Below are 20,652 nucleotides of genomic sequence, written 5' to 3' on the forward strand. Positions count from 1 at the left end.
GTTGTGAAAGCCATTATTCTGGCTGCCGGACGTGGCAGTCGCATGAAAAGCCTCACGGATGAGCGCCCCAAGTGCCTGGTCGAACTGCGAGGCAAAGCCCTGCTCGAATGGCAGCTGGAATCCTTGCGCGCGGCGGGCATCAGCGAAATCGCCATAGTGACCGGCTATAAAAGAGAGTGGCTGGCCGAGCGTGGCCTGATCGAATTCCATAACCCACGCTGGGCGGACACCAACATGGTGTCGTCGCTGGCGTACGCCGAATCCTGGTTGCAGGGCCAGCCGTGCATCGTGAGTTATTCCGATATTTTCTACAGCCCGGACGCCGTTCAGTCGTTGATGACCAACGAAGCATCGCTGGCCGTCACCTACGACCCCCATTGGCTGAAATTGTGGACGCAGCGTTTCGGCGATCCGTTGCTGGATGCCGAAACGTTCCGCCTGACCGACGCCGGTACGCTGGCCGAAATCGGCAACAAGCCGCAATCGGTGGACGAAGTTCAGGGTCAGTACATGGGGCTGCTGCGCTTCACCCCTGAGGGTTGGGCAGAAGTCGTTCGGCTACGAGCCGAACTGACCCCGGAACAACGCGACAAGATGCACATGACCAACACCCTGCAACGTGTCATCGATGCGGGTCGGGTTCCGGTCTCGGCCGTGGCCTACAGCGGAGAATGGGGAGAGGTCGACTCCAGCGAAGACCTCTCCGCTTACCAGTAAGCGGGCACGGCGCCTCAACGGAAGCGGTCGACCTCTTGGCGCAGGTCGGCTGCCAGGCCTTCCAGTTCCTTGGCGGTGATGGCCAGGTTCGACACCACTTCGCGCTGCTCGCTGTTGGCCATCGCGATGCTCTGCAAGTTGCTGCTGAGCAAAGTCGCGGTGCTGCTCTGCTCCTGAGTCGCGGTGGTGATCGCGGCAAACTGCTCACCCGCCGAGCGACTTTGCTCGTCAATGCGCGCCAGCGCCGACGCCACGTTGGCATTTCGCGACAGGCCTTCCTGCATCAGCAGGTTGCCCTGCTCCATGTTGCTGATGGCGTTGCCGGTTTCCTGCTGGATGCTGTGAATCATGCTGGAAATTTCATCCGTCGCCTGACGGGTACGCGAGGCCAGGCTGCGTACCTCGTCGGCCACCACGGCAAAGCCGCGACCCTGCTCGCCGGCACGGGCGGCTTCGATCGCAGCGTTGAGTGCCAGCAGGTTGGTCTGTTCGGCAATCGAGGTGATCACGCTGACAATGCCGCCGATTTCCTGGGAACGCTGACCGAGCGTGTTGATCACGGTCGCGGTGGTGTTCAGTGCGCCGGCAATCTGCTCCAGCGATGAAGACGCTTCCTCCATCGACGTGCGACCGATCTGGGTCTGCTGCGCGTTTTCCTGGGCCAGACGCTGGGTGTTGCCCATGTTGTCGGCAATGTTCAGCGACGTGGCGGAAAACTCCTCTACCGCGCCGGCCATGCTGGTGATCTCGCCGGACTGTTGCTCCATGCCTTCATAGGCGCCGCCGGACAGACCGGACAGCGCCTGAGCCCGACGGTTGACCTCTTCGGAGGCGCGGCGGATATGCTCGACCATGGTCGACAGCGCCTGGCTCATCTGGTTGAAGGCGCGGGCCAACTGACCAATCTCGTCGTTGCTCGACACACTCAGGCGCACGCTCAAATCACCGGCACCCAAGGCTTCGGCCTGACGGACCAGATCGCCCAGTGGCGCCAGTTTGCTACGCAGCAACCAGACCACGGAACCGACCGCCAGCAACATCGCCAACAGACTGCCGATGGCCAGTTGGGTGCCGACGCTCCAGGTTACCGCGCGAATCTCCGCCTTCGGCATGCTCGCCACTACCGACCACGGCCCACCCTCGAACGGCACGGCGATGCTGTAGAAATCTTCGGACTTGTCGCTCCAGAACTGTCCTTTACCCGGCGCTTTCGCCAGATCGTTGATTACCGGAATCGCTTGATCCAGCGCCTGCACGCCCGCCGGGGCCACCAGCCATTGGTTTTTCTCGTCCAGCAATGCCAGCGAACCGGTCTGGCCGATGCGGAAGCGCTTGAGATTGGCGAACTGGGCGTTCTGCGCGTCGGTGTAATCGAAACCGACGAACAACACCGCAATCACCTTGCCGCTGCTGTCACGCACCGGGGTGTATTGGGTCATGTAGGAACGGTCGAACAGCAAGGCGCGACCGACGTAACCCTGCCCCGCCATCAATTTCGCATAGGCCGGGTGAGCATGGTCGAGCACAGTGCCGATGGCGCGGGTGCCGTCTTGTTTGCTCAGAGAGGTGCTGACGCGAATGAAGTCTTCGCCGCTGCGCACGAACAGCGTGGCGACACCGGCCGTCATCTGTTTGAACTCGTCGACTTCCTTGAAGTTGTTGTTCAACACTTCGCTGCCCAGGTGCAGGCCCGGGGTTTGGGTGCCGGCGACATTGACCGGCTCGCTCGGATGAATGCTCAGGCCGGCGCTGAAGCGCTTCTCGAACAACCCGCTCAGGCGCTGGGTGCTTTCGCGCAGCGTGCCGTGGAAGGTGCTCAATTGGTCGGCGAGCAGACGCGCTTCACTGGCGAGGTGCTCCTCACGAGTGGCGAGGTTGGCGGTATCCAGCGAACGCAAAGCAAAGACTGTACTGCCGCTGATGACAATCGCCAGTATCACGGCGAGCGCGAGGCCCAGCTGCGAGGCGATCCGAGCGCGAGGTTGAGACATGGACAGCTCCTGGCCGAACTTCCGATCCTCCTTGATCGCAGCTCGGATAATTTTCTAATGGGGGTGAATCGTGGAGACCGGCACGACGGTTCCACATGCACGTATTCGGCGGTAAAACCGAATACTTGAGCGAACAGCAGGGTTATGGCGAAAGGCCGGCATTGTGCAGGCTCGAACGATTCAGCTCAAGCGCGTGACCGCCGGCAGCGCCATGGCGCGGACTTCGCCTTGCAGGAAGTCGCTGAGGCGGCGCAAACGTTCACCTCCCGGACGGGTCTTTGGCCACACCAGGTAATAATTCAGTCCGCTGGCGACCGCCGTCGGCCAGGGCAGACTCAAGCGCCCTTGCGCGACATCCTCGGCCACCATCAGCAGATCGCCCATGGACACCCCATAGCCCCTGGCTGCCGCGATCATGCCCAGCTCCAGGGTGTCGAACACCTGCCCGCCCTTGAGCGACACCTGTTCCGACAGTCCCATGTGTTCCAGCCAACTGCGCCAGTCCCGGCGATCCGGCGTCGGGTGCAGTAGCTCGGCGCTGGCCAGCCGCGCCACGTCCCACGGCTGATCGTTGAGCAGGTTCGGCGCGCCAACCGGAATCAGCTCCTCTGGAAACAGCAGGCTGGCTTCCCAGTCCGGCGGGAAATGCCCGTCACTGAGCAACACCGCGCAATCGAAGGGCTCGTTGTTGAAGTCCACCGAGTCCACGTCCATCCACGCGCTGGTCAACTGCACCTCGTTGCCCGGCTGCAACTGCCTAAAACGACTGAGCCGCGCCAGCAACCAGCGCATGGTCAGGGTCGACGGGGCTTTCATGCGCAGGATGTCATCTTCGGCGCGCAAGGTATTGCAGGCTCGTTCCAACGCAGCAAAGCCATCACGGATGCCCGGCAGCAGTAGGCGTGCCGACTCGGTCAGTTGCAGGTTGCGCCCGCTGCGGTGGAACAAGCGGCAGGCGAAATGCTCTTCGAGCGTGCGGATGTGCCGGCTCACTGCACTCTGAGTGATCGACAGCTCTTCGGCAGCCCGGGTGAACGAGCTGTGGCGAGCCGCCGCTTCGAATGCGCGCAGGGCATACAAGGGCGGAAGACGACGGGACATGCACAGCGCTCCTATGGCGGGATTGCGCCAACTTAGCAGAATCGCGGCAGGATGAGTTTTAATCATGCCACTCATCCTTTTTATCCCTTTGTGCAACCTGCGCCAAACCCTGAGAATCGACGGTCTCTTGCTCCCTCTTTTATAAGGATGTGAACGCCATGCAGCGTCCTGTGCGTACCGAACTCTGGGCCATCCTGCGGCTGGCGGGGCCGTTGATCGCCTCGCAGTTGGCGCACATGCTGATGGTGCTGACCGACACCCTGATGATGGCGCGCCTCAGCCCCGAAGCGCTGGCCGGTGGCGGTCTGGGCGCGGCGAGCTATTCGTTCGTGTCGATTTTCTGCATCGGCGTGATTGCGGCGGTCGGCACCCTGGTGGCGATTCGTCAGGGCGCCGGCGACATCATCGGCGCCGCCCGCCTGACCCAGGCCGGGCTGTGGCTGGCGTGGCTGATGGCGCTCGGTGCCGGGCTGCTGCTGTGGAATCTGAAACCGGTGCTCTTGCTATTCGGCCAGACCGAGACCAACGTCAATGCCGCCGGGCAATTCCTGATCGCCTTGCCGTTCGCCCTGCCCGGCTACCTGAGCTTCATGGCCCTGCGCGGTTTCACCAGCGCCATCGGCCGGGCAACGCCGGTGATGGTCATCAGCCTCGCCGGCACGGTGGCCAACTTCCTGCTCAACTACGCGCTGATCACCGGCCTGTTCGGCCTGCCGAAACTCGGGCTGACAGGCATCGGCCTGGTCACGGCAATTGTCGCCAACTGCATGGCGCTGGCACTGGCCTGGCATATTCGCCGGCATCCGGCCTATGACGCGTACCCGTTGCGCGAAGGCCTGTCGCGGCCGAACCGGCAGTACCTGAAAGAACTCTGGCGCCTGGGTCTGCCGATCGGCGGAACCTACGCGGTGGAAGTCGGGCTGTTCGCCTTCGCGGCGCTGTGCATGGGCACCATGGGCAGCACGCAACTGGCGGCGCATCAGATCGCCCTGCAAATCGTCTCGGTGGCATTCATGGTTCCTGCGGGGATGTCGTATGCGATCACCATGCGCGTCGGCCAGCATTACGGCGCCGGGCAATTGAACGATGCGCGGATGTCAGGAAGGGTCGGCATCGTCTTTGGTGCGGTGGTAATGCTGGGGTTTGCGATGGTGTTCTGGTTGCTGCCGAATCAGTTGGTCGGTTTGTTCCTCGACCATAACGACCCGGCGTTTGCCGAAGTGATTCGTCTGGCCGTGAGCCTGCTGGCCGTGGCGGCGTGGTTCGAGCTGTTCGACGGCACGCAGACGATTGCCATGGGCTGCATCCGCGGGCTCAAGGATGCCAAGACCACATTCCTGGTCGGGCTCGTTTGCTACTGGCTGATCGGCGCGCCGGCGGCGTGGCTGATGGCGTTTCATCTGCACTGGGGGCCGACCGGCGTCTGGTGGGGTCTGGCGCTGGGGCTGGCCTGTGCGGCGGTGAGCTTGACGCTGGCGTTCGAATGGAAGATGAAGCGAATGATTCGGCTTGAGCCGCAATCTCAAGGTTTCAAGATCGCTCAGCCGGAATGAGTCTCCCTGTGGGAGCGAGCTCGCTCCCACAGGGATTTGAGGCTAAACCACGATACCCAGCGGCGGCTGGCTGGCGTCAACCACCAGATATTCAACCAGTTCCGCCAACGGCAGCGGCTTGCTGATCAGGTAACCCTGCACCTGATCACAGCCGAACCCGCGCAACAGATCCAGTTGCTCCCGGGTTTCCACCCCTTCGGCCACCACTTCCAGGTGCAGGTTGTGCGCGAGATTGATCATCGCGTGCACCAGTTTGCGGTTCTCTTCGCGCTGCTCCATGCCGCCGACAAAGCTCTTGTCGATCTTCAGCAAGGTGATCGGCAGGCTGTTGAGGTGCACGAACGACGAGAACCCGGTACCGAAATCATCCAGCGAAAATCGCACGCCGAGGCGACCGAGGGCGTCCATGGTCTGCTTGACCAGATCGCTGCGGCGCATCACGGCGGTTTCGGTGAGTTCGAATTCCAGCCACTGCGCCTCGACCCCGCGCTCGGCGATCAGACGACTGAGCGTCGGCAGCAACTGACTGTCCTGAAACTGGCGGAACGACAGGTTGATCGCCATGTGCAGCGCCGGCAGTCCGCGCTCGCGCAACGCCTGCATGTCGCGCAGGGCCCGGGAAATCACCCAGTAACCCAGCGGCACGATCAGACCGCTCTGCTCGGCCAGCGGCACGAATTCGCTCGGCGGCAGCAGGCCGCGTTCACTGTGACGCCAGCGCACCAGCGCTTCGAGGCCGACGATCTGGCCGTCCTGCAGGTTCAGGCGCGGCTGGTAATGCAGCTCCAATTCATCGCGACGCAAGGCCCGGCGCAGCTCGCTCTCGAGGTCGGCCATGCTTCGCGCGTTGCGGTTGATTCGTTCGTTGAAGATGTGAAAGGTGCAGCCCTGAGTGCTCTTGGCCTGCTGCATGGCGATGTGCGCATGCCACATCAGCGGATCCGCACCACCCTGGGCGCGGGCATGGGCGATGCCCAGGCTGGAGCCGATCAACAGGCTTTCGCCGTCGACCCAGTAAGGTTCGGCCAGGGCTTCGGTGATGCGTTCGGCCATCCATTCCGCCCGTTGCGGGGCGCGGCGGGTGTCGATCAGCAGGGCGAATTCATCGCTGCCGAGGCGCGCCAGTTGATCGCCGACTTCCAGCTGGCTTTTCAGCCGTGCGACGACTTGCAGGATCAGGCGGTCGCCGGCCTGGTGGCCGAGGGCATCGTTGGCGTGACGGAAGTTGTCGAGATCAAGGTGCCCAAGGGCCAGGCCGCGGCCGTCGTTTTCGGCGAGGCGCGCCGTCAGCAGGGTCTGGAAGCCCTGGCGGTTGGCGATGCCGGTCAGCGGATCCTGCTCGGCCAGGCGTTGCAGGGTGTTTTCCAGCACGCCACGTTCGCGCACATGCCGCAGGCAACGTCGAAGCATGCCGGGATCGAGGGCATCGAACACCAGCCAGTCGCTGACACCATCGGGCGCGGTCGCCGGCTCGTGTTCCAACAGCAAGACCGTCGGCAGGCTGCAACGGCCGGGCGCCGGCTGCAACGCGGGAACGGTCAACAACACCGCGTGGCGGTTGTCTTCGAACAGGCTGCTGACCGACTCCCAGCTCGGCGCGCTGATCAGCACCGCCGCACTCCCCAACGGAGCCAGACACTCGCGCAATAACGCTGTCCACGCTGGCTCTTCGGCCAGTAGCAGCAAACGCAAGGGTTCGACAGGCGTAGTCAAGCTGACTCCCTAGACTCTGCAATGATGTGGGCGGCGGGCATTATGCCGTTGCGGCAACCAATGACCAAACGACAACGGAAAGCAAAACGTTATTTTGTGTCACGAATGAGAACATTAGCCGCAAAATCACCGCGCATCCTGCGTGAAAGTAACAAAACCGGCAAATTTGAATCGCGTGCTGCGTCACAAGTCGGAGAGAGCAGCACAAATCGCTGAGCCTGTTAAAATGCCGGCCCATTTCGTCAACGACTCCCGAATTTTCGTATGTCCCGACTCAATCCCCGGCAGCAAGAAGCCGTGAACTACGTCGGCGGCCCTCTATTGGTGCTCGCCGGTGCTGGCTCCGGCAAGACCAGCGTGATCACGCGCAAGATCGCGCACTTGATCCAGAACTGCGGCATCCGTGCCCAGTACATCGTCGCCATGACCTTCACCAACAAGGCCGCGCGCGAAATGAAAGAGCGGGTCGGCACCCTGCTGCGTCCAGGTGAAGGACGCGGGCTGACGGTCTGCACCTTCCACAACCTGGGCCTGAACATCATCCGCAAGGAACATGAACGGCTGGGCTACAAACCCGGTTTCTCGATCTTCGACGAAACCGACGTCAAGTCGCTGATGACCGACATCATGCAGAAGGAATATGCAGGCGACGACGGCGTCGACGAGATCAAGAATATGATCGGCGCCTGGAAAAACGACCTGATCCTGCCGGCCCAGGCCCTGGAAAACGCCCGCAACCCCAAGGAACAGACCGCCGCCATCGTCTACACCCACTACCAGCGCACGCTCAAGGCGTTCAACGCGGTGGACTTCGACGACCTGATCCTGCTGCCGGTGAAACTCTTCGAAGAGCACGCCGACATCCTCGAAAAGTGGCAGAACAAGGTGCGTTACCTGCTGGTCGACGAATACCAGGACACCAACGCCAGCCAGTACCTGCTGGTGAAAATGCTCATCGGCAAACGCAACCAGTTCACCGTGGTGGGCGACGACGACCAGTCGATCTACGCCTGGCGCGGCGCGCGGCCGGAAAACCTGATGCTGCTCAAGGACGACTATCCGTCCCTGAAAGTGGTGATGCTCGAGCAGAACTACCGCTCCACCAGCCGCATCCTGCGCTGCGCCAACGTGCTGATCTCGAACAACCCGCACGAATTCGAGAAGCAGCTGTGGAGTGAGATGGGCCACGGCGACGAGATCCGCGTGATCCGCTGCCGCAACGAGGACGCCGAAGCCGAACGCGTGGCCATGGAAATCCTCAGCCTGCACTTGCGCACCGACCGCCCGTACAGCGATTTCGCGATCCTCTATCGCGGCAACTACCAGGCCAAGCTGATCGAGCTGAAACTGCAGCACCATCAGGTGCCGTACCGTCTGAGCGGCGGCAACAGCTTCTTCGGCCGTCAGGAAGTGAAAGACCTGATGGCCTACTTCCGCCTGATCGTGAACCCGGACGACGACAACGCCTTCCTGCGGGTGATCAACGTGCCGCGCCGGGAAATCGGCTCCACGACTTTGGAAAAGCTCGGCAACTACGCCACCGAACGCAAGATCTCGATGTACGCCGCCACCGACGAACTCGGCCTGGGCGAACATCTGGACAGCCGCTTCACCGACCGTCTGTCGCGCTTCAAGCGTTTCATGGACAAGGTGCGCGAGCAGTGCGCCGGCGAAGACCCGATCTCCGCCCTGCGCAGCATGGTCATGGACATCGACTACGAGAACTGGCTGCGCACCAACAGTTCCAGCGACAAGGCCGCGGACTACCGGATGAGCAACGTCTGGTTCCTGATCGAAGCCTTGAAGAACACCCTGGAAAAAGACGAAGACGGCGAAATGACCGTCGAGGACGCCATCGGCAAACTGGTCCTGCGTGACATGCTCGAACGTCAGCAGGAAGAGGAAGACGGCGCCGAAGGCGTGCAGATGATGACCCTGCATGCGTCCAAGGGCCTGGAATTCCCCTACGTGTTCATCATGGGCATGGAAGAGGAAATCCTCCCGCACCGTTCCAGCATCGAAGCCGACACCATCGAAGAAGAACGCCGCCTGGCCTACGTGGGCATTACCCGCGCGCGCCAGACCCTCGCGTTTACCTTCGCCGCCAAGCGCAAACAGTACGGCGAGATCATCGACTGCGCGCCAAGCCGCTTCCTCGATGAACTGCCGCCGGACGACCTGGCCTGGGAAGGCAACGACGACACACCGACCGAAGTCAAAGCCGTGCGGGGCAATAGCGCACTGGCTGATATACGCGCGATGTTAAAGCGCTAGAATTGACCACTTTTTACTAGACCTTCGGCGCACAAAGCGCCAAATGAGGACAGCTTCATGGAAGCATTGCACCAGAAAATCCGCGAACTAGGCATCGTGCTTTCCGACCAGGTCCTGAAGGTCGACGCCTTCCTGAACCACCAGATCGACCCGGCCCTGATGAAGCTGATCGGCGACGAATTCGCCACGCTGTTCAAGGATTCGGGCATCACCAAGATTGTCACCATCGAAGCATCGGGCATCGCCCCGGCGATCATGACCGGTCTGAACCTCGGCGTGCCGGTGATCTTCGCCCGCAAGCAACAGTCCCTGACCCTGACTGAAAACCTGCTGTCGGCGACCGTTTACTCGTTCACCAAGAAAACCGAAAGCACAGTGGCCATCTCCCCGCGCCACCTGACCAGCAGCGACCGTGTGCTGATCATCGACGACTTCCTGGCCAACGGTAAGGCGTCCCAGGCGCTGATCTCGATCATCAAACAGGCCGGCGCCACCGTCGCGGGCCTGGGCATCGTGATCGAGAAGTCGTTCCAGGGCGGCCGTGCGGAACTGGATTCGCAGGGTTACCGCGTCGAGTCGCTGGCTCGCGTGAAGTCGCTGAAGGATGGCGTCGTTACTTTCATCGAGTAAGCAACACCGCATTACCTCTGTGGGAGCCAGCCTGCTGGCGATGGCGTGGTGTCAGTCAACATCTTCAGGACTGGCGGATAGCAATCGCCAGCAGGCTGGCTCCCACAGTTGTTTTGGGTGCTGGAGTTATTGCGCGGTGGCCTTCAGGCCGGTGAGGAGCAACCGCTGAAACAGGTCTTCCTTAAGACCTTCCGGGTTTGTGAGTTGCATCCGCTCAAGATGCTCCGGATACAGCGAAGCCTGCGGCGCATCCATCGCGGCCTTGCCCAACTCCAGAATCTCCGTCAGCTTGAACTTGCTCTTGAGCCAGTTCAGCGCCCGCAGCAGATCCTTCTCGACCTCCGTGAAATCGCAGCCCAGCGGATACTCCGGAAACAGATTCGGATGCCGTGCGGCAATCGCCTGCAAGCGTTGTGGGGTGTTGTCGGTAAAGCGCGGATCGAGACGAAAGTCCTTTGGCAGCTTGCCGACCTTCTGCGCCTGTTCGATCAGGCCCTGCTGGAAGCGCGAGTCGCTGATGTTCAACAGCGCCTCGATTACCACCGCATCCGACTTGCCGCGCAGATCGGCGATGCCGTACTCGGTGATTACGATGTCACGCAAGTGCCGCGGAATCGTGCAATGGCCGTACTCCCAGACGATGTTCGAACTGACGTCACCGCCGGATTCGCGCCAGCTGCGCAGCAGCAGGATCGAGCGCGCATCGTGCAGCGCATGGCCCTGAGCGACGAAGTTGTATTGCCCGCCGACGCCGCTGAGCACCCGCCCGTCTTCCAGCTGATCCGCCACCCCGGCGCCCAGCAGGGTCATGGTGAACACGGTGTTGATGAACCGCGCATCCAGACGTTGTAGGCGCTTGAGCTCTTCCTGACCGTACAGCTCGTTGATGTAGCTGATGCGGGTCATGTTGAATTCGAGGCGTTTGCTCAGCGGCAACTCACGCAAACGTTCATAGAAACTGCGCGGCCCGAGGAAGAAACCGCCATGGATCGAGATGCCATCGGTTTGCGCCGGCTCGTCGAGGGTCCCGGCGTTGGCCTGCTCCTGAGTCTGTACATCCGGGTAAACCTTGCGCCGGATGATCCCGGCTTCGGCCAGCACCAGCAGGCCGTTGACGAACATTTCGCTGCAACCGTACAGGCCTTTGGCGAACGGCTCGATGCCGCCCTCGCGTTCGATCAACTGCGCCCACTGGCTGAGGTTCACATCGGTCAGCAAGTCCTGATATCCGGCGTTGTCGGCCTGACGCGCCAGCAACGCTGCGGTCAGCGCATCGCCCATCGAGCCGATACCGATCTGCAAGGTGCCGCCATCGCGCACCAAGGTGCTGGCGTGCAAACCGATGAAATGATCCTGAAAGCCGACAGGCATGTTCGGTGTGGAAAACAGCGTGCTGCTGTCCTTCTCGTCGATCAGCAGGTCGAAGGTATCGATGTCGACTTCGGCGTCGCCCGGCATGTACGGCAACTCGGTGTGCACCTGGCCGACCAGCAGAATGGTCTCCCCCGCCGCCCGGCGTTTGGCGATCATCGGGAACAGGTCGAGGGTGATGTCCGGGTTGCAACTGAGGCTCAGGCGATCCGGGTGTTCGCTGCTGCTGGCGAGCAACTGCGCCACCAGGTTCAGGCCGGCGGCGTTGATGTCGCGGGCGGCGTGGCTGTAGTTGCTGCTGACGTAATCCTGCTGGGCCGGCGCGCTGTTGAGCAGGCTGCCGGGCTGCATGAAGAATTGCTCGATGCGGATGTTGGACGGCAGGCTGTCGCGGTGCAGGTCGGCGAGGAATTCCAGCTCCGGGTAATCGCCGAACACCCGCTCGACGAAGGGTTCGATGAAGCGCTTCTGCAAACCATCGCCCAAGGTCGGACGGCCAAGGCACAAGGCGGTGTAGATCGTCAGCTGACGTTCGGGCAATCCGGCAATCCGCCGGTACAGCGCGTTGACGAAGGGATTGGGTTTGCCCAGCCCCAGCGGCAGGCCCATGTGGATGTGCGCCGGCAACCGCGCCAGCACGTCGTCCACCGCCTGTTCGATCGAACACAACTGCACCATCTGAAGCCTCCTGCCCGTTCCGTGAATAGAGGTACGACCGAGATTGCCGGTTGTTTGCTGCAAAGAACAGCCTCAGGTCTGAATCGCGGGCACAAAAAAACCGTCCGGAGACGGTTTTTTTCGTCAGAAGCGCGGCTTATTTCAGGCCGGACATCTTCTGGATCGCGCCTTTGAGCTCTTCATCGGAGCAGTCGGCGCAGGTGCCTTTTGGCGGCATCGAGTTGATGCCGGTGATGGCCTTGGCCAGGATGCCGTCGAGGCCGCCCTGGTGATCGGCGCGCTCTTTCCAGGCCGCGGCGTCACCGATTTTCGGGGCGCCCAGCAGACCGGAGCCGTGGCAAGCGTTGCAATGTTTGGCAATCACTTCGTCCGGCGTCTTGGCGCCGCCACCGCCGCCTGCCGAAGCAGCGACTTCCATCCCCTTGCACTCTTGCCCTTGAACACACACCTGGCCGACCGGCTCGAGGCGTTTGGCAATGTCGTCATTCGTCGCAGCTTGAGCGCTGACAGCCCAGAGGGCCAATACGGTTGCTGGTGCAGCCAGCATTTTCATAATTAGGTTCACGCGTTCACCCTCAATGGTGGCTATTCACGCCTGCGGCCACGGTTCGCAGGCGGGCGCAAGTATAGCGGTTAGCCCGCTTCACTGAAACAACCCCAAATTCAAAGGGGTTATATCGCGCTGTGGAAAAACGTTTCGGGTGCCTTCGCCGGTATGGCCTGGCGCCTCTTGGTTTAAAAATTCGCCGGCGTGGCTGCGCTGATTAGTCGCGCCGGTGCATCAAACGGGTTACGGAAACGATGCGGCTTGGTACTTTCAAAGTAGTAGCTGTCGCCGGCTTCGAGGATAAAAGTTTCAAGGCCTACCACCAGTTCCAGGCGCCCTTCCACCAGAATCCCGGTTTCCTCGCCTTCGTGGGTCAGCATTTCTTCGCCGGTGTCGGCGCCCGGCGGGTAGATTTCATTGAGGAACGCGATGGCCCGGCTCGGGTGCGCGCGGCCGACCAGTTTCATGGTCACGGCGCCGTCGGAAATGTCGATCAGCTCGTTGGCCTTGTAGACGATCTGGGTCGGTTTTTCCTGCAGGATCTCTTCGGAAAAGAACTCGACCATGGACATGGGAATCCCGCCAAGAACCTTCCTCAGCGAACTGATCGAAGGGCTGACGCTGTTCTTTTCGATCATCGAAATGGTGCTGTTGGTGACGCCCGCGCGCTTGGCGAGTTCACGCTGGGAAAGCCCTTTGAGCTTGCGGATCGATTGCAGTCGTTCACCGACGTCCAAGGCTGGAGCCTCCTGATGTTGTAGAAATATTGAGCGTTATCATGGCGACAGCGTTCAGTATTTACAACACTTGGGCCCCGCTAGCGCTTCAACCCTCGGAATAGAGCCTTGGCACCCGCCGCAGGTTGCAGAAGATCTGGTACGGAATGGTGTCCGCCCACTTCGCCACATCGCTGGCGAGGATGTTTTTACCCCACAACTCGACGGTCGAACCGAGGCCGGCTTGCGGCACGTCAGTCAGGTCGATGCACAGCATGTCCATCGACACCCGGCCAAGGATGCGGCTGCGCTGGCCGGCCACCAGTACCGGAGTGCCGGTCGGTGCCTGACGCGGGTAACCGTCGGCATAACCCATGGCGACCACGCCGATGCGCATCGGTTTGTCGGTGATGAACTTCGCGCCGTAACCCACCGGTTCGCCGGCCGGCAGTTCGCGCACGCTGATAACTTTCGATTCCAGGGTCATCACCGGCTGCAGGCGCTCGGCCACGGCGTTGGCTTCTTCGAACGGGGTGGCGCCATAGAGCATGATGCCCGGGCGCACCCAGTCGCTGTGAATCTGCGGCCAGCCCAGCACCGCCGGCGAGTTGCGCAGGCTGACTTCGGCCGCCAGGCCCTGACGTGCGGCTTCGAACACCGCGACCTGATCGGCGCTGCTCTGCTCGTGCAGTTCATCGGCCCGGGCGAAATGGCTCATCAGCACGACTTTCGCCACTTTGCCGCTGGCCAGCAGACGCTGGTAAGCCGCCGGGTAATCCTTGGGATGCAGGCCCACGCGATGCATGCCCGAATCGAGCTTCAGCCACACGGTGATCGGCTTGCTCAACGCCGCCTGCTCGATCGCTTCGAGCTGCCACAGCGAATGCACCACGCACCAGAAATCGTGCTCGACGATCAGCGCCAGCTCATCGGCCTCGAAAAAACCTTCAAGCAGCAGCACTGGCGCGCGAATCCCGGCGGCACGCAGCTCCAGGGCTTCTTCGATGCACGCCACCGCGAAGCCGTCCGCTTCAGCCTCCAGCGCCTGGGCGCAACGTACCGCGCCATGGCCGTAGGCATCGGCCTTGATCACCGCCAGTGCCTTGGCACCGGTGACTTCACGGGCGATACGGTAGTTGTGACGCAGGGCTTGAAGGTCGATCAGGGCACGGGCAGGACGCATGGCAGCAGACTTCTTGGCGGTCATGGGAATAAAAACCGGCGCTGGCTGACGGCGTGAACCGCCAACAGCACCGGGAGAGGGATCTTTACAACGGGTTACGGCAACGCGGCGACGATGGAGATTTCGACCAGGATGCTCGGCTTGGCCATCTTCGCTTCAACGGTGGCACGGGCCGGGGCGGCGCCCTTGGGCAGCCACTGATCCCACACCGAATTCATGCCGGCAAAATGCGCCTCGATGTCGTTCAGGTAGATCGTCGCCGACAGCAGATGCTGTTTGTCGGTGCCGGCCAGATCGAGCAGGCGCTCGATGTTGGCGAGGACGTCGCGGGTCTGCTGTTCGACACCGGCGTTGAAGTCATCGCCGACCTGCCCGGACAGATACACCGTACCGTTGTGGCTGACGATCTGACTCATGCGCTCATTGGTGAGCTGGCGCTGGATTGCCATGCTTTGCGGACTCCTGGGTGGTGTTGCCATAACGGGAAATATCGAGACCTTCGGCGCTGATCTGCGGCTTTTTCTTCGCCATCAGGTCGGCCAGCAAGCGACCGGAGCCGCACGCCATGGTCCAGCCGAGAGTGCCGTGACCGGTGTTCAGGAACAGGTTCTTGAACGGGGTGGCGCCAACGATCGGCGTGCCATCCGGGGTGGTTGGACGCAGGCCGGTCCAGAAACTCGCTTCGGCCAGATTGCCGCCCTGAGGATAAAGGTCGTTGACGATCATCTCCAGGGTTTCGCGCCGACGCGGGTTGAGCGACAGGTCAAAACCGGCGATCTCCGCCATGCCGCCGACGCGGATGCGGTTGTCGAAACGGGTGATCGCGACCTTGTAGGTCTCGTCGAGAATGGTCGAGGTCGGAGCCATGGCCGGGTTGGTGATCGGCACGGTCAGCGAGTAGCCCTTCAATGGATACACCGGGGCCTTGATGCCCAGCGGCTTGAGCAGTTGTGGCGAATAGCTGCCGAGGGCGAGTACGTAACGGTCGGCGGTTTCCAGCTTGCCGTCGATCCACACGCCGTTGATGCGGTCACCGGCGAAGTCGAGGCGCTGGATGTCCTGGCCGAAGCGGAATTCCACACCCAGTTTGGTGGCCATTTCGGCGAGGCGGGTGGTGAAGATCTGGCAGTCGCCGGTCTGGTCGTTCGGCAGGCGCAGGGCACCGGCGAGGATGTCGGTGACACCCGCCAGCGCCGGTTCGACGCGGGCAATGCCGTCGCGGTCGAGCACTTCGAACGGTACGCCGGATTCTTTCAGTACGGCGATGTCTTTGGCGGCGTTATCCAGTTGTGCCTGGGTGCGGAACAACTGGGTGGTGCCGAGGCTGCGGCCTTCGTAGGCGATGCCGGTCTCGGCGCGCAGTTCGTCGAGGCAGTCGCGGCTGTACTCGGACAGACGCACCATGCGCTCCTTGTTCACCGCGTAACGGTTGGCAGTGCAGTTGCGCAGCATCTGCGCCATCCACAGGTACTGGTCGATGTCGGCGGTGGCCTTGATCGCCAGCGGTGCGTGGCGTTGCAGCAGCCACTTGATGGCTTTGAGGGGTACGCCCGGCGCGGCCCACGGCGAGGCGTAGCCCGGCGAGACCTGGCCGGCGTTGGCGAAACTGGTCTCCATGGCCGCGGCGGGCTGCCGGTCAACCACCACCACTTCAAACCCGGCACGGGCCAGATAGTAAGCACTGGCGGTACCGATGACGCCGCTACCCAAGACCATAACGCGCATTTTGTATCCCTCATCGCGGCGTGCCGCGTACGTCTGTTGTTAGAGCAATGATGCGCGCAGTGTAAAAAAGATTTGCCAGTGCTTTTCACTGTATAAGCGCCTATATTTGGCGACAATTCTCGGCAAAAACCCTTTTCACGGAGGCGCATCCCCTATGCGTACCAACACTCAGACCAAACGTGAGCTGGACAAGATCGACCGCAACATCTTGCGGATCCTGCAGGCGGACGGGCGGATTTCATTCACCGAACTGGGCGAAAAGGTCGGGCTCTCCACCACGCCGTGCACCGAGCGGGTGCGGCGCCTGGAGCGCGAGGGGATCATCATGGGCTACAACGCCCGCCTGAATCCGCAGCACTTGAAGGGTAGTCTGCTGGTGTTCGTCGAGATCAGTCTCGACTACAAATCCGGCGATACTTTCGAAGAGTTCCGACGTGCGGTGCTGAAATTGCCCCACGTGCTCGAATGCCACTTGGTGTCAGGGGATTTCGACTATCTGGTGAAGGCGCGGATTTCCGAGATGGCTTCGTACCGCAAATTGCTGGGCGACATCCTGCTCAAGTTGCCGCACGTGCGCGAATCCAAGAGCTACATCGTCATGGAAGAAGTAAAGGAGAGCCTGAGCCTGCCGATTCCGGACTGATCGCTCAAACCAGCACTTGCCGATTTTCGGCCATGTACTCGAACACTTGCTTCTCGACCCGCGGGTGAATCAGCTCCACCGGTCGTCGGCCGTTGGGGCACGGCAAGGTCTGCGTCGTACCGAACAACCGGCAAATCAGTGGCCGTTCGTCATACACCGTGCAGCCGTTCGGCCCCAGGTGTACACAGTTGAGCTCTTCCATGGCCGCGTCCTGCTCGGCGCGGGTCTTGCGCGGCAGGCGGGACATTTCCTCGGGCGAGGTGGTCACCGGCCCGCAGCAGTCATGACAGCCCGGCACGCACTCGAACGTGGGAATCTGCTGACGCAGGGTGCGGATTTTCTGACTCTTGCAGCTCATTGCAGCGGTAACCGGAGCGGAATAGGCGGCAATTGTGCCGCAAAAGCCGTGATCCAGACACCACGGGCCGACCAATGTTGCCCGTCCTCGGGCCTGCGGCTTATGCTCCGTCAAATTTTCTCGACACCCGCTCAGGATGACGCCCATGAATGCCCGCGCCCACGCCTCCGCGAGCCAACCCCACGTTGCCTCTTACTACGCCGCCAGCAGCCTGCCGCACCCCGACCATCCGGTGCTGCAAGGTGAACTGATCGCGGACGTGTGCGTGGTCGGTGGCGGCTTCTCCGGGCTGAACACCGCGCTGGAACTGGTGGAGCGCGGCTTAAGCGTCGTGTTGCTGGAGGCGCACCGGATCGGCTGGGGCGCCAGCGGTCGCAACGGCGGGCAACTGATTCGCGGGGTCGGTCACGGCCTCGATCAATTCGCCAACGTGATCGGCACCGACGGCGTACGTCAGATGAAACTCATGGGCCTGGAAGCGGTGGAAATCGTCCGCCAGCGCGTCGAAAAATTTCAGATCCCCTGCGACCTGACCTGGGGTTACTGCGACCTCGCCAACAAACCTTCCGACCTTGAAGGTTTTGCCGAAGACGCCGAAGAGCTGCGCAGCCTCGGTTATCGCTACGAAACCCGCCTGCTGCAAGCGAACGAAATGCACACCGTGGTCGGCTCCAAACGCTACGTCGGCGGCCTGATCGACATGGGCTCCGGGCATCTGCACCCACTGAACCTGGCACTCGGCGAAGCCGCAGCAGCGCAGCAACTGGGGGTGAAGCTGTTCGAACAATCGGCGGTCACCCGCATCGACTACGGCCCTGAAGTCCGGGTGCACACCGCACAAGGTTCGGTGCGGGCGAAAACCCTGGTGCTCGGCTGCAACGCCTATCTCAATGACCTCAATCCGCAACTCAGCGGCAAGGTGCTGCCGGCCGGCAGCTACATCATTGCCACCGAACCGCTGAGCGAAGAACAGGCCCACGCCCTGCTGCCACAGAACATGGCGGTCTGCGATCAGCGGGTGGCGCTGGATTACTACCGCCTCTCGGCGGATCGTCGCCTGCTGTTCGGCGGCGCCTGCCATTACTCGGGGCGTGACCCAAAAGACATCGGCGCGTACATGCGGCCCAAAATGCTGGAAGTGTTTCCGCAACTGGCCTCGGTAAATATTGATTATCAGTGGGGCGGGATGATCGGCATCGGCGCCAACCGTCTGCCGCAGATTGGCCGGCTCGCGGAGCAGCCGAACGTGTATTACGCCCAGGCCTATTCCGGCCATGGCGTGAATGCCACACATTTGGCGGGCAAGCTGCTGGCCGAAGCCATCAGCGGACAGCAAAGCGGCGGTTTCGACCTGTTCGCCAAAGTGCCACACATCACCTTCCCCGGTGGCAAGCATCTGCGTTCGCCGCTGCTGGCGTTGGGGATGTTGTGGCATCGCCTTAAAGAGTTGGTCTGATACTTTTGCAGCGCCATTGATGACGCCTTCGCGAGCAGGCTCGCTCCCACTTTGCAATGCATATCCCTGTGGGAGCGAGCCTGCTCGCGAATGGGCTTCATGAGTTCCGAAGATTCAGATCCGCCAGAACGGCTTCAATCCCTCCTCCAGCGCCTGCTCGCGGGTCAGCCCGATATCCTTGAGCTGTTCCGGCGTCAGGCGCAGCAACGCCTTGCGCGTGTGCAGACGATGCCAGAACAGGTCCCAGCGACTCAGGCCGGACGGTGCGTTGCACATGCTCTCGTTGCGCGCATTGTCCTGTTGCCCTGCCTCCAGTTCCTGACTGTGTAACGTCAGCCGCACATCGCTCAAGCCGTTCATTTTGATTGCTCCTGTTTACTTGGGTAGCCAGAGATTCCATGATGCGCGGGCGGGCAAAAGCATTACAGATTCAACAGATCTGTATTAATTCCATACAGATTGATCGTCTCAAGCTCTGAATTGTCGATTTTTGCCGCATCTGTACCGGTTTACCGAATCACCTGCACCGAGGCAGTGTCATGACCCTATATGTAAACCTCGCCGAATTGCTCGGCACCCGCATCGAACAAGGCTTCTACCGTCCTGGTGATCGCCTGCCGTCGGTGCGCGCCCTGAGCGTCGAACACGGGGTCAGCCTGAGCACGGTGCAGCAGGCCTATCGCATGCTGGAAGACAGCGGCCTGGCCACGCCGAAACCCAAGTCCGGGTACTTCGTGCCGGTCGGTCGCGAGTTGCCGGAACTGCCGGCGGTGGGGCGTCCGGCGCAGCGGCCGGTGGAAATTTCCCAGTGGGATCAGGTGCTGGAACTGATTCGCGCCGTGCCGCGCAAGGACGTGGTGCAGCTGGGTCGCGGCATGCCGGACATCTCGTCGCCGACGATGAAACCGCTGCTGCGCGGACTGGCCCGTATCAGCCGCCGTCAGGACATGCCCGGTCTGTATTACGATAACATCCACGGTACCCTCGAACTGCGCGAACAGATCGCCCGGCTGATGCTCGATTCCGGCTGCCAGTTGAGTGCCAGCGATCTGGTGGTGACCACCGGTTGCCACGAAGCACTCTCCACCAGCATTCACGCGATCTGCGAGCCCGGCGACATCGTCGCGGTGGATTCGCCGAGCTTTCACGGCGCCATGCAGACCCTAAAAGGCCTGGGCATGAAAGCCCTGGAAATCCCCACCGACCCGCTCACCGGCATCAGCCTCGAAGCGCTGGAACTGGCGCTGGAACAATGGCCGATCAAGGTCATCCAGCTCACGCCCAACTGCAACAACCCGCTCGGCTACATCATGCCGGAGTCGCGCAAACGTGCCCTGCTCAACCTGGCCCAGCGCTTCGACGTGGCGATCATCGAGGACGATGTCTATGGCGAACTGGCCTACACCTATCCACGTCCGCGCACGATCAAATCCTTCGACGAAGACGGCCGCGTGCTGCTGTGCAGTTCGTTCTCCAAGACCCTGGCGCCGGGCCTGCGCATTGGCTGGGTCGCGCCCGGCCGCTATCTCGAGCGGGTGCTGCACATGAAATACATCAGCACTGGCTCCACGGCACCGCAACCGCAGATCGCCATCGCCGAATTTCTCAAGGCCGGGCACTTCGAACCGCATTTGCGGCGGATGCGCACGCAATACCAGCGCAATCGCGACGTGATGATCGATTGGGTGACGCGCTACTTCCCGGCCGGCACCCGCGCCAGCCGCCCGCAGGGCAGCTTCATGCTCTGGGTCGAACTGCCGGAAGGTTTCGATACGCTGAAACTGAACCGTGCGCTGCACGATCAAGGCGTACAGATTGCCGTCGGCAGCATCTTTTCCGCCTCGGGCAAGTACCGCAATTGCCTGCGCATGAACTACGCTGCCAAACCGACACCGCTGATCGAAGAAGCGGTGCGCAAGGTCGGTGCGGCAGCGATCAGACTGCTGGCCGAGGCCGACTGACTTTTACCGAGCAAAAAGCGTCCATATGCCCAACT

The 20,652-nt window shown here is 61.8% G+C and carries 18 protein-coding genes and 1 pseudogene; 7 read left to right on the forward strand and 12 right to left on the reverse strand.

Annotation, left to right across the window (positions count from 1 at the left end; genetic code table 11):
* Nucleotides 1-3: 3 nt before the first annotated feature.
* Complete coding sequence (locus L6D74_RS02065) at nt 4-717, forward strand: phosphocholine cytidylyltransferase family protein (protein WP_064600367.1); 714 nt, start codon at nt 4-6, stop codon at nt 715-717.
* Nucleotides 718-731: 14 nt separating this feature from the next.
* On the opposite strand, the gene L6D74_RS30055 is transcribed toward L6D74_RS02065, so the two are convergent.
* The 3 genes and pseudogenes from L6D74_RS30055 to L6D74_RS02075 form a co-directional block, all read right to left on the reverse strand.
* The gene (locus L6D74_RS30055) at nt 732-1,592 is read right to left on the reverse strand and encodes a methyl-accepting chemotaxis protein (protein ID WP_371855392.1); all 861 of its coding nucleotides are present in this window, start codon (nt 1,590-1,592) and stop codon (nt 732-734) included.
* Nucleotides 1,587-2,708, reverse strand: a pseudogene (locus L6D74_RS30060) (Cache 3/Cache 2 fusion domain-containing protein); the annotation flags it as partial. The gene L6D74_RS30055 and the pseudogene L6D74_RS30060, both read right to left, overlap by 6 nt.
* A 180-nt stretch (nt 2,709-2,888) precedes the next feature.
* Nucleotides 2,889-3,809, reverse strand: coding sequence for a LysR substrate-binding domain-containing protein (locus L6D74_RS02075; protein WP_236187566.1), 921 nt, complete (start codon nt 3,807-3,809; stop codon nt 2,889-2,891).
* Between the two features lie 158 nt (nt 3,810-3,967).
* Between L6D74_RS02075 and L6D74_RS02080 the strand changes: the two genes are divergently transcribed.
* On the forward strand, nt 3,968-5,362 hold the full coding sequence (locus L6D74_RS02080) for a NorM family multidrug efflux MATE transporter (protein ID WP_074690005.1): 1,395 nt from the start codon (nt 3,968-3,970) through the stop codon (nt 5,360-5,362).
* A gap of 42 nt (nt 5,363-5,404) precedes the next feature.
* Here the strand turns inward: L6D74_RS02080 and L6D74_RS02085 are convergent, their stop codons facing one another.
* Nucleotides 5,405-7,075, reverse strand: a complete 1,671-nt coding sequence (locus L6D74_RS02085; protein ID WP_064600376.1) for a putative bifunctional diguanylate cyclase/phosphodiesterase — start codon at nt 7,073-7,075, stop codon at nt 5,405-5,407.
* A gap of 264 nt (nt 7,076-7,339) precedes the next feature.
* On the opposite strand from L6D74_RS02085, the gene rep reads away from it, so the two are divergent.
* Nucleotides 7,340-9,349, forward strand: coding sequence for a DNA helicase Rep (gene rep / locus L6D74_RS02090; protein ID WP_039765244.1), 2,010 nt, complete (start codon nt 7,340-7,342; stop codon nt 9,347-9,349).
* 57 nt (nt 9,350-9,406) lie between these two features.
* Complete coding sequence (locus L6D74_RS02095; protein WP_007954497.1) at nt 9,407-9,979, forward strand: xanthine phosphoribosyltransferase; 573 nt, start codon at nt 9,407-9,409, stop codon at nt 9,977-9,979.
* A gap of 126 nt (nt 9,980-10,105) precedes the next feature.
* Here L6D74_RS02095 and L6D74_RS02100 read toward each other — a convergent pair whose 3' ends face one another.
* The 6 genes from L6D74_RS02100 to dadA form a co-directional block, all read right to left on the reverse strand.
* Nucleotides 10,106-12,028 carry an acetyl-CoA hydrolase/transferase C-terminal domain-containing protein gene (locus L6D74_RS02100; RefSeq protein ID WP_236187567.1) on the reverse strand — a complete coding sequence of 641 codons (1,923 nt, stop codon included), beginning with the start codon at nt 12,026-12,028 and terminating at the stop codon, nt 10,106-10,108.
* Nucleotides 12,029-12,164: 136 nt separating this feature from the next.
* Complete coding sequence (locus L6D74_RS02105) at nt 12,165-12,581, reverse strand: c-type cytochrome (protein WP_064600380.1); 417 nt, start codon at nt 12,579-12,581, stop codon at nt 12,165-12,167.
* A gap of 182 nt (nt 12,582-12,763) precedes the next feature.
* Entirely contained in the window at nt 12,764-13,312 is a 549-nt protein-coding gene (locus L6D74_RS02110; RefSeq protein ID WP_003229444.1) for a cupin domain-containing protein, read from the reverse strand.
* 88 nt (nt 13,313-13,400) lie between these two features.
* On the reverse strand, nt 13,401-14,474 hold the full coding sequence (gene alr / locus L6D74_RS02115) for an alanine racemase (protein WP_085612071.1): 1,074 nt from the start codon (nt 14,472-14,474) through the stop codon (nt 13,401-13,403).
* Between the two features lie 95 nt (nt 14,475-14,569).
* The gene (locus tag L6D74_RS02120; RefSeq protein WP_039765240.1) at nt 14,570-14,923 is read right to left on the reverse strand and encodes a RidA family protein; all 354 of its coding nucleotides are present in this window, start codon (nt 14,921-14,923) and stop codon (nt 14,570-14,572) included.
* Entirely contained in the window at nt 14,895-16,199 is a 1,305-nt protein-coding gene (gene dadA / locus L6D74_RS02125) for a D-amino acid dehydrogenase (protein WP_064600388.1), read from the reverse strand. Before dadA ends, L6D74_RS02120 begins: the two co-directional genes overlap by 29 nt.
* A 154-nt stretch (nt 16,200-16,353) precedes the next feature.
* Between dadA and L6D74_RS02130 the strand changes: the two genes are divergently transcribed.
* A complete protein-coding gene (locus L6D74_RS02130; protein ID WP_003177284.1) occupies nt 16,354-16,842 on the forward strand; it encodes an Lrp/AsnC ligand binding domain-containing protein in 489 nt (162 codons plus the stop codon).
* Between the two features lie 4 nt (nt 16,843-16,846).
* On the opposite strand, the gene L6D74_RS02135 is transcribed toward L6D74_RS02130, so the two are convergent.
* The gene (locus L6D74_RS02135) at nt 16,847-17,200 is read right to left on the reverse strand and encodes a YkgJ family cysteine cluster protein (RefSeq protein WP_129973031.1); all 354 of its coding nucleotides are present in this window, start codon (nt 17,198-17,200) and stop codon (nt 16,847-16,849) included.
* A 145-nt stretch (nt 17,201-17,345) separates the two neighbouring features.
* Between L6D74_RS02135 and L6D74_RS02140 the strand changes: the two genes are divergently transcribed.
* On the forward strand, nt 17,346-18,656 hold the full coding sequence (locus L6D74_RS02140; RefSeq protein WP_236187568.1) for an NAD(P)/FAD-dependent oxidoreductase: 1,311 nt from the start codon (nt 17,346-17,348) through the stop codon (nt 18,654-18,656).
* A 114-nt stretch (nt 18,657-18,770) separates the two neighbouring features.
* Here the strand turns inward: L6D74_RS02140 and L6D74_RS02145 are convergent, their stop codons facing one another.
* Nucleotides 18,771-19,016, reverse strand: coding sequence for a DUF1127 domain-containing protein (locus L6D74_RS02145; protein ID WP_039765237.1), 246 nt, complete (start codon nt 19,014-19,016; stop codon nt 18,771-18,773).
* Nucleotides 19,017-19,195: 179 nt separating this feature from the next.
* Between L6D74_RS02145 and L6D74_RS02150 the strand changes: the two genes are divergently transcribed.
* A complete protein-coding gene (locus L6D74_RS02150) occupies nt 19,196-20,617 on the forward strand; it encodes an aminotransferase-like domain-containing protein (RefSeq protein WP_064600394.1) in 1,422 nt (473 codons plus the stop codon).
* The last annotated feature ends 35 nt before the right edge of the window (nt 20,618-20,652 follow it).

Source organism: Pseudomonas pharyngis (assembly GCF_021602345.1).
GTDB lineage: Bacteria > Pseudomonadota > Gammaproteobacteria > Pseudomonadales > Pseudomonadaceae > Aquipseudomonas > Aquipseudomonas pharyngis.